This window comes from Lujinxingia vulgaris (assembly GCF_007997015.1).
GTDB lineage: Bacteria > Myxococcota_A > Bradymonadia > Bradymonadales > Bradymonadaceae > Lujinxingia > Lujinxingia vulgaris.
The window spans coordinates 50,602-65,688 of the sequence record NZ_VOSM01000007.1 but is presented as its reverse complement, the minus strand read 5'-3'; the positions used below and the strand labels follow the sequence as shown (position 1 = coordinate 65,688).

Here is a 15,087-nt window from a genome sequence, read left to right as displayed (position 1 = left end):
GGGCGTTCAACAACGCTCAGTCCTCGCAGTAGCCGGTGTTGATCGCCGCCAGGTCCATTGCGCGCGGCCCCGGCGCCTGCCAGGTGTCCTCACCGCTGACCTTGACGTAGACCGGGTTGGTGAAGCCCAGCGTGCGCTCCCCGTAGTTCACAACGCCGGTGGGCGAGGGCCCGTCGATCCAGAAGACCACCCAGGAGTCTTCCTCAAAGCTCAGATCGATGGTCTCGTCGAAGTCGACACGCGCCCCGGCCTCGGCGCTGCGCTCGATGGTCTGCACCACCGAACCGTTGACGATCACAAACATGCGCTCCACCTGCGACCAGTCCGGGGTCTGCACGCGCACGCCAAAGCTGACCGTCTCACCGCTCTGCGCCTCAATCTCATCGCCGGGCATCTTCCCGTCGCTGAACTCCATGAAGGCATGCGAGCCCACCGTCACGCGCTGCGCGAGGATCGTCGCCTTCACTTCATCGGCCTCAATATCTCCCGGTGCGGCGTCGATTCGCAGGAAGTTGCGCGGCACACCGGCCTCACCGTTGGCGCTGTGGCTGTCGGAGTTGCCAAGCCCGGTCACCCGCCGCCCGCTGTTGAGCAGCCCGCTCCAGTCGGCGAGCACCTGGCAGACGTCGTCAAAGCGGTTGATAACCTCCACCGCGTCCACATCGGCCACGAAATCGTCGTGGGTCACCGCATCGGGGCCAAGCTCCGGATCGTAGCGCACGTGGTTGAACATCCCGGAGCCGTTGCGCGGGTGGTTCATCTGCACAAGGGGCGGATTTTCAAGCTGACGGGCGATCTCCACAATCTCCGGCATCCTGCGGAAGTAGACCTCCCCGTCGGTCTCGTCCTGATACGCAAGCTCAATGGAGCCGCGGCCGCGACGATCCGGGTTGTAGGGGAAGGGATAGAGGTTGAAGTGGGAGTAGATCGGCGAGATCTCCAGCCCGGGGAAGGTCGAGACGTAGTCGCCGAGGCCCATCTCATCGATGACGCCGCTCAAGTCCGTGACGACCTCGTGGTCGGTGGGCACCACCAGCTCCAGGCCCTGGGTGACGTTCTCGAGCACGCGATCGCGAACATGAACCTCGCTGTCAATGCTCGGCTCCATATGCTGGTGGAAGTCGCCGCTGATCCAGCCATCGGTGTCGACGCCGTGCACGAGCGTGGCGCTGTACTCAGCCGTCTCTCCGGCAACAATCTCCACATCGAGCACGGTGGCGTCGTACTCCGAGCCGCGCGTGAGCACGAGCTGGTAGGTGCCGACCGGCACCGCCGAGCTCAGCGTGCCGTCTTCGACGTAGAGCGTGAAGTCGGCCCCCTCGCCCACAAATCGCGCCCGGGCGGGGAGCAGCCCATCGGTGGTCGCGTCGCGAACTTCCAGCTCAATGGCGCCGACCTCACTGACCTCAAAGAGAACTTCGTCGCCATCGACCTCAAAGGTGTGCGTGAGGGTGAGCGGCCCGGCGAAGTCGCGCAGCTCGGCGTTATAACTTGCGTCGGCATTGAGCAGGGCGGTGGCCTGGCCGGTGGCGTCGGTTGTAGCCACGGTAACGGCCTCTTCGCCGGAGGTGATGTAGATCTCGACACCTGCAACCGGAGCGCCGGAGCCGTCGACCACGCTTAAGGAAACCTCCTGCCAGTCGGGCTCTTCGCCGCGCAGCTGCGCGGCCTGGGCGCGCACCGAATCGAGAGTGCCATCGCCCACCACAAAGAAGTGGCGAAGTACCGCGGGCTCCTCGCGCGGAACTTCCCCGCGGAACATGCGCATCTCCGCCCAGGCGATGTCCTGGCTCGACGCCACGCCCAGTGGCGAGGCGCTCTCTTCAAAGACCAGCGCGAAGCTGCGACCTTCGCCCACACCGGCGATCCAGGGCATCGCGCCCCGTCCCACACCAAAGCCCTGGCCGGGCGTCCAGGGTCGGGCGCGGTCGCCGTAGGCCAACCAACTCCCGAGCTGCTGCGAGACCGCACGCGCGCCGGTGGAGCGCGCAAAGGTCACAATCTCCACATAGGCGGTGTCGGGCGCGAGGCGATACTCGGTGATCACCTCCAGCCCCACTCGCGAGCCAAAACGCTGACCGAGCACGCCGGCCAGGTGCGCAAGCTCCACATCCTTGCCGATCACGCGCAGCACCGCCACACCGCCGTCGCTGCCATCGCGCACCACCTCGACCTCATCGGCGCTGGCGGTGCCAAACTCGACCATGGTCATGACCATATCGAGCACATCTTCGCCCGTCTGACCCACACGCTGCGCGTCGACGAGCTTACCGCCGGTAAAGGTCTCATAGCGGTTGGTGCTGGTCCCCTGGATGCAGACGCGGACCTCGGCGTTACCAAGAATATAATCGCCCTGGCGGCAGTGGCTCCAGATGCCCGAGAAGCCCGTGCCCTCCTCACCCACACGCCAGATCCGGGCCTGCCCCGCTCCGGGTACGTCTTCGGGCGCCGGGCCTCCCTGCGGATCCACACCTTCCTGCTGCGGCACCGGCAGGTAAGGATCGTCGATCACGCAGGGCTCACCGGTGCACGCCCAGCTGCCCGGATCGCCAGCATCACCGGCGTCGCCGGCATCCGCATCACCGCCGGCATCTTCTTGCACGCCGGTATCACCATCGGGCTCCGGGTCGTCGCTGCACCCCACCGCACACATCCCCACCACCATCGCCGCCGCGCAGACGCGCCACATCCCATCGATCGTCATCATCTTCATCGCCTTCCTATCAGGTCATCGGCTCGCAGGTTTGGCCGCTACGATAGCGCATGTGCAGGGGGGCAGAGCAACCATCTTCACACCTGAACCCCCACGAAAAACGGCGCGCCCCTCACCGGGACGCGCCGCTTGCCGAACAATACACCGTCTGACGAGCGTTTTTAACGCTCGTTGTCGCGAAGCTCCTGCAACATCACATCGTCGTCTTCATCACCGGCACCGCCGAGCACATTGCGCCCCAGGTCCAGAAGACCGCCGCAGAGCCCCACCACGATGTAGACCGCCGTCACCGCCACCAGCGCCACGCCAGCCTCATAGACCACCGCCAGCGCGGTGACCGCCGCCAGCAAGAGCACGAGCACCAACGCCGCCGGCCCCCGGAACTTCACATCTTTAAAGGTGCGGTAGCGCACGTTGCTCACCATCAACCCGCCCAGCAAAAGCGCCACCGCCGCCACGCTCTCGGAGGCCCCGGTGGCGATCTGTCCGCTGAACGAGACGTGCGCCAGCACCAGCGACGCCACCATCCCGGCCGCCAGTGGCGAGGGAAGCCCCAGAAAATAGCGCGCCGGACCTTCGCTCTGATTGGCCATCACGTTAAAACGCGCCAGGCGCAGCACCGTGCCCGCCGTATACGCGCTCGCCAGCAAGAGCCCGATAAGCCCCAGCTCGCTCAAGCCCCAGTTGTAGAGCAGAAACGCCGGCGCCACCCCGAAGCTGATGGCATCGGCCAGGCTGTCGAGCTGCACCCCGAACTCGCTCTCGGTGCGCGTCAGCCGCGCCACGCGCCCATCGCAGGTGTCGCAGACCATCGAGACCATCACCAGCCACGCGGCCAGCGTCATCTCCTGGACCCCGGTGGCCGTCGTCGAGAGCTGAATGCTATACATCCCGGCGACGATGCTCGAGAGGGTGAACATATTTGGAAGAATATACTTCGCCCGGCTCAAATCCATGGAACTTCCCCGTCCGTTGGAAGAGACTTGCACCGATCGCAATCGGTGAGCTTTGGCTCGGTGCACAACCGGCTTAGCTTTAGAGAGGGGCTCACTGAAAGTCAAGAGGTCGAGATGCGTGAGATCACCGCCGAAGAGCTGGAGCAGCGCGCCGATGAGTTCGACGCTGCTATCGCCGCGACACCGCAGATTGACCACTTCTGCTCGTCGTCGTTCTGGATTCTACCGGCCTGGCGTGCCTTTTTGCCGGCCCACAAACTCTGGGCGCGCGAGTGCGACAACGGCTTTGTCGCCCTGGGCGTAGGCAGCGACCATAGCCTGGGCACTTACCTCCACCCGCTGGAAGCCAGCTGGGCGCTGGCCTGCCCCTTTGCCGGCGCCGATGTCGAAGGGCTTATCGCCAACTTCATCGAACATGCCCGCGGACAGATGCCCGCCTGGAACATCCTCTTTCTCTCCGGGATTGTTCCCGACTCCCTGCACTTCGATCATCTCATTCTGGGCTTTCGCCGCCACTACTCGCTGGGGCTCGGCCCCTCCTCGGTGCGACGCGTCGCCAGCCTGGAAGAGGGCATTGAGGGCTTTATGCGCCGGCGCACCTCGAAGTTTCGCGCCAACCTGCGCCGCATCCAACGTCGCGCCGAGGAGCGCGGCCTCACCCTGGAGTACCACCAGAGCATCGAGCCCGGCGCCCAGGCATTCGCCCTGCTCGACCGCGCCCTGGAGCTCGAGCACCTCAGCTGGAAGGGAGAGGCCGACACCGGCATCATCGACGGCCCGATGAAGGTCTTCTACCGCGATATGCTCCCTCGCCTGGCTCACCGCGACGCGCTGCGTTTTCTCTTTGTGACCCTCGACGGGGTCGACATCGCGTATTGCTTCGGCGGGGTCTTCAACAACACCTTCCGCGGCCTGCAGATGAGCTACCACGACGACTTCCGCGACGTCTCACCGGGAAGCCTGGCGCAGATGGCCATGATCGAGCGCCTCTGCGAAGAGGGCGTGGCCCACTACGACCTGGGCACCGACATGGAGTACAAAGAGCGCTGGGCCGAAGAAAAACGCGAGACCGTCGCGGTGGTGGTGCGCCGCTGACAGGTCTCGCGTTTATCGTTACGAACGTCTGGATGTCGGGGCTGCCGTGCTCTCAGCCTTCGCCGAACTCCCAGCCCTCAAAAAACTCGTGCACCCGCACCATCAGCGCGTAGGTGCCCGTAGCGAGCTGGTCTTCCGAGCCCAGCTTTGCCACGGCGCGCTGCGGGCTCTCCACCTCAAGCGGGCAGCCCTGGCCGTTGCCGACCACGATGACCTCGTCTTCAACCGAGAGATCCGGCCCACCAGGCTCGCTCTCCAGCAGCACGCTGGCCTGACCATCGGCGTCGACCCGCAGCGTCACCTTGAGCGCGTCGCCCTCAAAGAGCACATCTTCAAACACGTCGCTCATCAGGCCTCCGACTTCGGCGCCTGCCCCTGCTGGGGCTGGTTGACCTGCACAATCAGACTGCGGGGCGGACCGCTCATGCCCTCAACCTGCGGAAGTTCAATCTGAATGCGCCCCACCCCGGGGTTCTGCGCCACGATCTCGGGGAGGCGGTCGACCACATCACGGATCGCCTTCTCGTAGCCGGCCGGCGCTTTGCTCGGGTGACCGAAAAGCTCGGAGAGCAGCCCCCGCACATCGATGGGCTTGTTGGGGTTGATCGGGATGTTGCGCACCGGGTTGAGCACCTCGCCATAGACCACGCCCGGAAGACGCGGGCTGCCCTCGGCCTCCTCGCGCAGCGCGCGGGCCTTCTCCGGCTTCTCGAGCATATCGTAGGCCGAGGCCCGCAGCGCATAGATATCCGGCACGTCGCGGATGTCGCCGGCGAGGTCCTCGGCGGTCTTCAGGGCGACGATGGCGTCTTCGCCCCGGGCGGCGGTCAGGTGGCAGGCCGCAAGCTGCAGGAAGCCCCAGGGCTTGTCGGGCCAGAGCTCGATGGCGCGCTGCGCATCTTCGCTGGCCGCCGCCGTGCTGCCGAGCGTCAGCGAGAGCTGGCTGCGCAGAAGCGCGGCCGGCGCAATCACATCGGGATCTTCACCCTCATCGACCAGGGGCTCGAGCACCTCAATGGCCTCCGAGGATTTTTTGGCCAGCGAGAGAATGCGCGCCAGCGTCAGGCGCGACTCCTCATCACTCGGATCAAGCTCCACGGCTTTGCGGAAGTCCGGCTCAGCCTGGGCGGCGTTGCCGCTGGTGAGCATGATGTTGCCGCGGATCGCGTAGGGCTGCGCCTCTTCACCATCGAGCTCGATGGCGCGCGCGATGTCCAGCAGCGCCGCGCGGAAAAAGCCCAGCGACTCGTGCACCATCGCCCGGCCCACCACCGCCGTCCACAGCTCGCCATCGGCGCGCACCGCCGCGTTAAACGCCGCGCGGGCCTCATCAAAGGCGTCGGCCTCGTAATGGGCATAGCCCTCAAAGGCCAACAGCTGCGCGCGCGCCTCATCGCTCTCCACGCGCTTGAGCGCGTCCTGAACGGCAAACACACACTCCTGGGTGTCACCGCCCTCCAGCGCCAGCTCCGCGCGCAACACCAGCAACGTGTCGTCGCTGCCGTGGGTCTCCAGCGCCTCTTCAATGGCCTGCTCGGCCTCCTGGAGCTGCCCCTCGGCGATCAACTCATCAATGGCGGCGATTGCCTCTTCCTGCGTCGGCCTGTTGGCCTGGTCGCTCTGCGACATCGAACCCTCGTCTTGCACTGTTGCGTCACTTTAAAGCGGGGGCTTGCCCCCGACCGAACCCGCCATCACACCGGAATCACACCGTGCTTCTTATCGGGCCAGTCCTTCTTCTTGGTCTGGTAGACCGCCAGGCGGCGCTTGAGCTCATCGCGCAGCTGATGCTTGGTGATGATCTCGTCGACCACAAGCTCACTGGCCAGGCGGTAGATGTCGATATCTTCTTTGTACTCCTGACGAAGTTGCGCGACGTAGGCCGGGCGCTCGTCTTCGGGCATCGCCTCGATCTTGCGGGCGTAGACGGCGTTGACGGCCGCCTCCGGCCCCATCACCGCGATCATCGACTCGGGCAGCGCCAGGCAGGCGTCCGGCTCAAAGCCCGGCCCGCACATCGCGTAGAGCCCGGCACCGTACGCCTTGCGCACCACCACCGAGATCTTGGGCACCGTGGCCGCGCTCATCGCCGAGATCAACTTCGCGCCGTGGCGAATGATGCCCTCGCGCTCCACCTTCGTGCCGATCATAAAGCCGGGCACATCCGCCAGAAACACCAGCGGGATGTTGAACGCGTCGCAGAGCGAGATAAAGCGCGCGCCTTTATCGGCCGAGTCCACAAAGAGCACGCCGCCCTTCCACTTGGGCTGGCTGGCGATGATCCCCACCGGGCGCCCGCCGATGCGCGCAAAGCCGGTGAGCAGCTCCTGGGCGAACTTCTTTTTGATCTCCAGAAACTCCGAATCGTCGACAAGGTGCTTGATGACCTTGCGCATATCGAAGGGCTTGTTCTGGTTGACCGGGATCAGCTCATCGAGCGTCTTCTTCTGAGCCTGCGGCTCCACCGCCTCTTTGAGCGGCGCGGGCTCGTGGCAGTTCGAGGGAAAGTACGCCAGGTAGTCTTTGCAGAACGCGATGGCCTCATCTTCGTCTTTGGCCAGCACATCGCCGCAGCCCGAGACCGAGCAGTGCATCTTCGCGCCGCCCATCTCCTCCAGGGTCACCTTCTCGCCAATGACCATCTCGGCCATACGCGGCGAGCCCAGGTACATCGAGGCGTTGCCATCGACCATCACGACCACATCGCAGAAGGCCGGGATGTAGGCGCCGCCGGCGGCCGAGGGTCCGAAGAGCAGGCAGACCTGCGGGATAAAGCCCGAGAGACGCACCTGGTTATAGAAGATCTTTCCGGCGCCGCGGCGCCCGGGGAACATCTCCAGCTGGTCGGTGATGCGCGCGCCGGCCGAGTCGATAAGATAAATCAAGGGGATGCGCAGGTTCTCGGCGGTCTCCTGCATACGAATGATCTTCTCGACGGTGCGCCAGCCCCAGGAGCCGGCCTTGACCGTGGAGTCGTTGGCGATCAGCGCCACGCGCCGCCCGCCGATCTTCCCGATGCCTGTGACCACGCCGTCGGCCGGAAGATCGCCGGCGAGCACGTTGGCAAAGGCGCCGTCCTCAACCTCAAGTCCCGCGTCGAGCAGACGTTTGATGCGCTCGCGCACAAAGAGCTTTCCGACCTGCGCGGCCCGCTCGTGGTATTTGGGCGCGCCGCCCTCCTCGAGGGTCTCGCGGCGCTCCATCACCTGCTGATCCAGCTCGCTCAAGTTCGGGGTCTTGGTCTCGGGCACATCACTCATAAATACTCCCTGGTATGTGGTGCGGCGCCTCGACGAGGCGCTCTCCATAGCAAGTCATGATTGCGGGGGGCGTGCGGGCCTTCTCGGCCTCACTTCCCTTTAAAATTCGGGGCGCGCTTCTCCTTAAACGCGGCCAAACCTTCCAACCGATCTTCGGTTGGCAAGGTCACCGCGTAGGCCGCGCTCTCCAGCGCCAGGCCGGAGTGCAGATCGACCTGCGCGCCGGTATCAATGGCCAGCTTGGCCTGTTTGAGCGCGATCGGCGCCGAGAGCAACATCTCGCCGGCGATCTCACGGGCGCGCTCCAGGAGCCGGTCGCCGGGCACCGCGTCGTTGACCAGGCCGTAGTCTCTGGCCTCGGTGCCGGTCAGACGGCGCGCGGTGAAGATCAACTCCTTGGCGCGCGCCGCACCCACAAGGCGCGTCAGCCGCTGGGTGCCGCCGGCGCCGGGGATGATGCCCAGACGAAGTTCCGTCAACCCGATCTTCGTCGCCTCATCGACCAGGCGAAGATCGCAGGCCAGCGCGAGCTCCAGACCGCCCCCAAACGCGTAACCGTTGATGGCGCAGATGGTCGGTTTGGGAAGCTCCGCGACCGCGTTGAAACACTGGTGGTAGTCATCGATGCGCTTTCGCACCTGCGCCTCACTCATCGTGCGGCGCTCAGCCAGATCCGCCCCTGCGCAAAACGCACGCCCGGTGGCAGTCAGAATCACAACCCGCACCGAGTCGTCATGGCGCAGCTCATAAAAGGTCTCCCACAACGCGTCGACAAGCTCGCCATTGAGCGCGTTCATCGACTCCGGCCGATCGACTGTCAGGGTGCAGATCCCCTGCGCGTCTTGCTCGCGCTTGAGCACATCGTAGGCTAGGTTGGTCGAACCCATAGGTCTTGCTCCCGGTCGTCGAAGTTGCGGCCGACCATCCGACATTCCAGGTTGAAGGTCGACCTTTTTCTGGCTCTCAGCCTGCGCTAAACTTTCAGCTATGACGACAAATCGCAAGGAAAAACGCCGCCCTCGCCCCACCCCCTCGCCACGCCTGGCCGACCACCTGCCGGTGCGCCACAGGCCCACCGAGCTGGTCGATCCCGATGATGTGGGCACCCGCGCGGTCGTGGAGCAGGCCGCCCGCGTCTATTACGGCGCCTGCCGCCGCCTGGCCCGCTGGCTCAACGGCGGGTGAGTCTTACCGGGGCACGCCACCACAATTCGCCATGACGAAAAAGCCCGTCTCGCATTCGCGAGACGGGCTCTTTTGTTTTCCTCTGACAGCGTCGCGTCACCTGTGGCGAGCGCAACGTTGTCTGAGCGCGCCTTAGAGGTAGAAGCGGATGTGCGCGCCGCCGGTGATGAAGAAGTAGGCACCGTTGTAGATCTCAATCCCCGGACGCATCTCCAACACAATGTCGATCGGCACCGAGGGGAAGATAAACTCCAGACCCGCCACGCCGTGCGCAAACGCGCTCAAGCGGTTGGAGCCCCACGTGGCCACCGCGCCGCCAAAGCCCAGGCTCCAGGCCAGAACCAGCGGGTCGGCCTGCACCAGCGCGTCCTGGTTGAAGAGCAGGTCGACGCTCGCCCCGAACCCGCCATAGCGATCGTAGCGGCTGTAGCCGTAACCCCAGCGCGAACCGATCACGCCCTGAATCGCCGTCGAGCCCTGGAAGGCTTTGAGCGAGATGCCCGACACAGCGGTACCGTTACCCAGGCCAATGCCAAACCCGCCGGGAATGCGACCGCCGCCTTCCTGCGCCATCGCCGGCGTGGACAAGAGCGCCAGCGCGAACATCAACACACCGATCAACGTAAACTTCTTCATACACTAACCTCCATGGTCATTCGCGAAACACGTCTTCGGAGTGCTCTTCATCAGCCCGAGCACTCCCCGAAGAGATATCACCCCCTAAATTTAGTCAACTCATTCCTTTGTAACGTCGCGTGCGCCATCGCTCTCCACGCGCGCCCCCGAGCCCTGCTGAACCTCCATAGGCTCAAGCCCCTCGTAGCGCCGGGCCGTATAGATCAGCGCCTCCTCCAGCCCCCGCTCGCTGGCGGCATCGTCGGCCCTTGGGATGCGCCAGCTGGCACGCAGCCCCCAGAACTTAAAGGGCTCCACGTCCACCGTCGACGAGGTCACCCCCGGCCACTCCACCGCCGAGGTAAAAGGATCACAGGGCTGGCCCGACTCCCGCAGCCGCCGCGCCTGCCAGGTATGCGACATAATAATCGGACCGCTTCGCCCCAACGCCACCGTATAAGTCTGCGTCCACTCCCGGCGCCGGTCTACAAGTCCCGCCACTCGCCCCGACGCCTCCTTATAGACGTCGAAGACCAGCGGCTCATCGCGTCCCACAAGCGCCCCTTCAATGCGCAACGCCTCTCCGAGCCCGTCCAGCGTCTGAAGTGCGTAGTCGCCGGTCGACATCGCCCGATCCAGCTTACGCGCGACGCTGCGCGCATAGCTCTCCATATACACGTCGCAGGCGCTGCGCTCCTCGGCCACCTCTTCGGTCTGCGCGCGCGCATCGTCTCCAGCCCAGAGCAGCACCATGCCAAGCGCCAGCACGAATGAAGCGGCTCCCACCCGAGCGCCCCTATGTCCTCTGCCACCTGCCATCGCGACCTTCCTGCCTTCGACCACCGGGCTCAACGCCCCCGTCAGGGGTAAACCTAACACACCCGCGGACGTCATCCCATCAACGCGCATGTCCACGTCCTAGAGACGCCTCTCCCCTCCCTTATATTCGCTCACGGCGGCTGCACCGAAAAAAACGTCGGAAAACTTTTGCATCCCGACGCCCACCTCGCTAGCCTTGGCCTCAGGTTGGTCGGTCCCCCGTGGGCCAGACCGATGTTCATCCCGGGAGCGCTCTGGAGTGTTGGGGAACACCCGCCGCCGCGATGAACACCGGAGGCACGCATGAACCTGACCTACCTGGAAGTCGACCATCAACGGTCGATCTACAACGCCATGCCCGACGACTTGCGCGCTCCTTTTATGGAGCGGCTTAAGCTGTGCTGGCTTTATCACGATCACGCCCTCGAAGGCGTCGTGCTCTCGTCCGAGGAGATCTCCCGGGCGCTGGAGCGGATGCCCTGTCGCACCCACTGCGAGAGCGTCATGCAGCACGGCCTGCGCGCGCTCTACGACGCGATTGATTTCGTGCATGAGAGCGCCGAGCGCGGCGATGAGCTCAGCGTCGACTGGCTGCGTGAGCTCCATCAGTTGCTCTGCCTGCCCGGCGACGAGGCCGGCGGGCGCTACCGCAAACGCGACACCTCTCCGGGCGTCTATCACCTGACCGTGGCCCCGGCGAGTAGCATCTCGTACCACTTCCATAAGTTTATGGACGTGTATGAGGAGGAGCTGCGCGCGCTGCATCCCATCCGCCAGGCGGCCCTGGCCCACTGGGAGTTTATGCGGGTCTTCCCCTTCGATGAGCGCACCGGGGTGGTCGGGCGTCTGATGCTCAACTTCCTGCTGATCAAGCACCGCTTCCCGCCGGCGATCGTGCACGGCTGCGATCGCCACACCTACTTCGCCGCACTCAACGGCCACCGCAACGACATGGTGCCGGTGACTATTGAGGCGATCCGGGCCACGCTGCAAGCCGCCTCAAACTTCCAGCGTCAGGCCCAGCCCGCCCATCAGATGGCCCTTTAAGCGGGGCGAGCCTCCCCCTTCGCAAGCGCCACAGCCCCACATGAACACCCCCTGAACACCTCAGGGGGTTGTTTTTTGGGCGGCCAGGGCGCTTGACCTGTTCAAAAGGGTGCTCAAATCCTATTCAACACCGGGTGAGCTGCGCTCTTTTTCCCCAGACCGGGAAGAACGCCCGCTCACCATCCGTTGACAAGGGCGGAGTTGACAGAGTTTAAGCGCACGTTAAGGTTGCGCGGCGCTCTGCCCGGCCGCATGCGCCGGGATGTTCAACGCCTCCGGCTACGCTGCCGCATTCAAGGCAGTCAGCGGAGTCGATTGTCGCGATAAACAGTGTGGCCTTGCGCTCGGACGCCGGGCCCACCGCCGGCAATCGGTGTGTATTACGGGTGGTCTCATGGAGAGGCCGCGACGATCACGCGCGATGGGAGTAATCGATGTCTATCAAGTTAAAAAGCGCCGCCAACTTTGTTCAGCCCCCCAACCCTTCGGCCAACGACACCTTGAACGTGCACGTCGAACATTTCGCCACCGCCGAGCTGCCCACCCGCTACGGGAAGTTCCGCATTGTGGCCTTCAAGAACGACGTCGACGGCAAGGATCACGTCGCGGTGGTTCAGGGCGATGTGGCCGGCAAGCGCGGCGTGCTCACCCGCATCCACAGCGAGTGCCTAACCGGGGACGTCTTCGGTAGCCTCAAATGCGACTGCGGCCCCCAGCTCAACGCCGCCCTCGAGGAGATCGCCGAGCAGGATGCGGGCATCATCCTCTACATGCGCCAGGAGGGCCGCGGCATCGGGCTGGCCAACAAGATCAAGGCCTACAGCCTCCAGGACCAGGGCATGGATACGGTCGAAGCCAACGAACACCTGGGCTTTGACGACGACCTGCGCGACTACAGCATCTCGGCGAAAATGCTCGAGATCCTGGGCGTCGAGAGCATCGTCCTGATGACCAACAACCCCTCCAAGGTCGACGGTCTGGAAGAGGCCGGCATCGTCATCGATGAGCGCCGCCCCATCAAAACCATCCCCAACCCGCACAACTACGGCTACCTGGAGACCAAGCGCATCAAGAGTGGTCACCTGCTCTAAGCCTTCGGCTGGCCTCCTGCAGACTTGCCGCGGCCGCAACCGTGTCTAAAGATAGCCCCACTCGCAATCACTGCGGTCGGGGCTTTTCTTTTGCCCGAGACCTGCGCCCAACGCTTTTAAGTATGCATGGAAGGACTTTTGCCTATGGCTTCCTCCTCTACCACCCTTGTGCGCCATCGCATCGAAGACGGCCTGGCGCTTGTCGAGATCGACGTCGACGGGCAGTCGGTCAACACGCTCTCCACCCCGATGATCGAGCACTTTGAGGCGCTCCTCGACGCGATCGAAGGCGACTCGGAGGTCAGGGGCGTGGTCATCACCAGCGCCAAGACCGACAACTTCGTGGCCGGCTTCGATATCGAAGAGCTCCAGGGCTACTACCACGACCCCGACGCGCTGCGCGCCCTGGTCAAACGCGGCCAGGCGCTGATGGCCAGGCTGGAGGCCCTCCCCCTCCCGGTGGTCGCCGCCATCGACGGCAGCTGCCTGGGCGGAGGGCTGGAGCTGGCGTTAGCGTGCGATGCGCGCATCACCACCGAGAACCCGCGCAGCGTCTTCGGGCTTCCGGAGGTGATGCTGGGGCTTATCCCCGGTGGCGGGGGCACCCAGCGGCTGCCCCGCCTCATTGATCTCTCGCAGGCCCTCGACCTGATCCTCACCGGTCGGCAGATCAACGCCCGCAAAGCCCTGAAAATCGGGCTGGTCGACGATGTGGTCCACCCGGGCATCCTGCTCGATGTGGCCCGCGAAAAGGTCCGCAAGCTCGCAAACGAACCCGGGGCTGGCCCGAGCCTCGGCGACAACCTCGAGGAAGCCTTCAACGACCCGGTCAAGCTGGCCGCGCGCACCCCGGCCCGACGGCTTATCTTCAGTCGCGCCCGGGAGCAGGTCCTCAAGGAGAGCGGCGGCAACTACCCCGCGCCTCTCAAAGCCCTCGATGTCATTGAGACCGGCTTCTCCGAGGGCTTTGCGGCCGGCCTGCGCGCCGAGGGCGAGGCCTTCACCGAGCTTGTGCGCACGCCTGAGGCCAGAAACCTGATGAACATCTTTTTCATGCGCCAGGAGGTCAACAAAGACCGCGTGGTCGACGGGCGCGTCAAAGCGCGCCCGATCCACCGCCTGGGCGTGATCGGCGCCGGGCTGATGGGGGCGGGCATCGCCCAGGTGGCCGCCTACAACGGCACCAACGTGCGCCTCAAAGACGCCAGCGCCCCGGGCCTGGGCTGGGGCATGAACTACATCGATGACCTGCTCAAGAAGGCCGCGCGGCGAAAGAAGCTCACCGAAGCTCAGGCCGACATTGCCCTGGGGCGCGTCGCCCCCACGCTCACCTACGAGGGTTTTGAGCGCTGCGATCTGGTGATTGAGGCGGTCTTCGAAAACACCGAGCTCAAGCAGTCCATCCTGGCTGAGCTTGAGGCGCAGGGGAACACTGACCAGATTTTTGCCAGCAACACCTCGACCATCCCCATCAAGACGATCGCAACGAAGAGCAAGCGCCCCGAAAACGTGCTGGGCATGCACTTTTTCAGCCCCGTTCATAAGATGCCGCTGCTGGAGATCATCCGCACCGAGAAGACCTCTCCCAAAGCGCTGGCCACGGCCCTGGCCTACGGCCGCGAGCTGGGCAAGACCTGCATCGTCGTCGACGACGGCCCGGGCTTCTTCACCAGCCGCGTCATCGGCGCCTACATCAACGAGGCCGGCTGGATCTTGCAGGAAGGCGGCAAGATCGAGGAGATCGACGGCGCCATGCGCGGCTTCGGCTTCCCTGTGGGCCCGCTCAAGCTCGTCGATGAGGTGGGCATGGACGTGGCGCTCAAAGCCGCCGGAGTGCTTCAGGAGGCCTTTAAGGAGCGCTGGGACGCCCCGGAAGGCCTGCGCGTATTGGCCGAGCAGGGGCGCAAAGGTCGAAAAAACAAGCGCGGCTTCTACGACTACGCCTCCGGCGACTCCAGAGCCCCCGACACCTCCGTCTACGACGCCCTGCCCGGCGGCGCGACTCGCCGCCACCTCGACGCCGAGACCATCACCCGGCGCTGCTGGCTGGCGATGCTCAACGAGTGCGCCTACGCCCTCGACGAGGGCATCATCCGTTCGCCGCGCGACGGCGACATCGGCGTGATCTTCGGGCTGGGCTTCCCCCCCTTCCGCGGGGGCATCTTCCGGCATGCCGATGAGGTTGGTCTGGGGTGGGTCGTCGACACCATGCACACCCTGGCGGGCCAGTATGGCGATCGACTTCGTCCCGCCCCCATTTTGGAGCGCATGGCCGAGAAGGGAGAGCGCTTCTACGAGGACTGACG

At 64.8% G+C, this 15,087-nt stretch carries 13 protein-coding genes; 5 read left to right on the top strand and 8 right to left on the bottom strand.

Translation table 11 applies throughout. The features are described from left to right. Positions 1–16: 16 nt before the first annotated feature. Positions 17–2,707: a CehA/McbA family metallohydrolase gene (locus tag FRC98_RS14250; protein ID WP_146982111.1), complete on the bottom strand. Its 2,691-nt coding sequence runs from the start codon at positions 2,705–2,707 to the stop codon at positions 17–19. A 167-nt stretch (positions 2,708–2,874) separates the two neighbouring features. Next, positions 2,875–3,669, bottom strand: a complete 795-nt coding sequence (gene pssA / locus FRC98_RS14245) for a CDP-diacylglycerol--serine O-phosphatidyltransferase (RefSeq protein ID WP_146982110.1) — start codon at positions 3,667–3,669, stop codon at positions 2,875–2,877. A 114-nt stretch (positions 3,670–3,783) separates the two neighbouring features. On the opposite strand from pssA, the gene FRC98_RS14240 reads away from it, so the two are divergent. Next, positions 3,784–4,764 carry a GNAT family N-acetyltransferase gene (locus tag FRC98_RS14240; protein ID WP_146982109.1) on the top strand — a complete coding sequence of 327 codons (981 nt, stop codon included), beginning with the start codon at positions 3,784–3,786 and terminating at the stop codon, positions 4,762–4,764. 52 nt (positions 4,765–4,816) lie between these two features. On the opposite strand, the gene FRC98_RS14235 is transcribed toward FRC98_RS14240, so the two are convergent. From FRC98_RS14235 to FRC98_RS14220, 4 genes are all read right to left on the bottom strand, one after another. Beyond that, entirely contained in the window at positions 4,817–5,113 is a 297-nt protein-coding gene (locus FRC98_RS14235) for a hypothetical protein (protein ID WP_146982108.1), read from the bottom strand. Next, a complete protein-coding gene (locus tag FRC98_RS14230) occupies positions 5,113–6,393 on the bottom strand; it encodes a tetratricopeptide repeat protein (RefSeq protein WP_146982107.1) in 1,281 nt (426 codons plus the stop codon). The genes FRC98_RS14235 and FRC98_RS14230 overlap by 1 nt, the downstream gene beginning before the upstream one ends. Before the next feature lie 65 nt (positions 6,394–6,458). Continuing rightward, positions 6,459–7,967: an acyl-CoA carboxylase subunit beta gene (locus tag FRC98_RS14225; RefSeq protein WP_370469239.1), complete on the bottom strand. Its 1,509-nt coding sequence runs from the start codon at positions 7,965–7,967 to the stop codon at positions 6,459–6,461. A gap of 146 nt (positions 7,968–8,113) precedes the next feature. Next, entirely contained in the window at positions 8,114–8,911 is a 798-nt protein-coding gene (locus FRC98_RS14220; RefSeq protein WP_146982105.1) for an enoyl-CoA hydratase-related protein, read from the bottom strand. Between the two features lie 100 nt (positions 8,912–9,011). Between FRC98_RS14220 and FRC98_RS14215 the strand changes: the two genes are divergently transcribed. Next, positions 9,012–9,209 carry a hypothetical protein gene (locus FRC98_RS14215; RefSeq protein ID WP_146982104.1) on the top strand — a complete coding sequence of 66 codons (198 nt, stop codon included), beginning with the start codon at positions 9,012–9,014 and terminating at the stop codon, positions 9,207–9,209. Positions 9,210–9,341: 132 nt separating this feature from the next. Here the strand turns inward: FRC98_RS14215 and FRC98_RS14210 are convergent, their stop codons facing one another. Next, positions 9,342–9,845 (bottom strand): hypothetical protein, encoded by a 504-nt coding sequence (locus FRC98_RS14210; protein ID WP_146982103.1) that lies wholly within the window; start codon positions 9,843–9,845, stop codon positions 9,342–9,344. 99 nt (positions 9,846–9,944) lie between these two features. Further along, entirely contained in the window at positions 9,945–10,610 is a 666-nt protein-coding gene (locus FRC98_RS14205) for a hypothetical protein (protein ID WP_146982102.1), read from the bottom strand. Positions 10,611–10,946: 336 nt separating this feature from the next. On the opposite strand from FRC98_RS14205, the gene FRC98_RS14200 reads away from it, so the two are divergent. From FRC98_RS14200 to FRC98_RS14190, 3 genes are all read left to right on the top strand, one after another. Then, complete coding sequence (locus tag FRC98_RS14200) at positions 10,947–11,690, top strand: Fic family protein (protein WP_146982101.1); 744 nt, start codon at positions 10,947–10,949, stop codon at positions 11,688–11,690. A 434-nt stretch (positions 11,691–12,124) separates the two neighbouring features. Beyond that, the gene (gene ribA / locus FRC98_RS14195) at positions 12,125–12,781 is read left to right on the top strand and encodes a GTP cyclohydrolase II (RefSeq protein WP_146982100.1); all 657 of its coding nucleotides are present in this window, start codon (positions 12,125–12,127) and stop codon (positions 12,779–12,781) included. 144 nt (positions 12,782–12,925) lie between these two features. After that, the gene (locus tag FRC98_RS14190) at positions 12,926–15,085 is read left to right on the top strand and encodes a 3-hydroxyacyl-CoA dehydrogenase NAD-binding domain-containing protein (RefSeq protein WP_146982099.1); all 2,160 of its coding nucleotides are present in this window, start codon (positions 12,926–12,928) and stop codon (positions 15,083–15,085) included. Positions 15,086–15,087 lie beyond the last annotated feature (2 nt).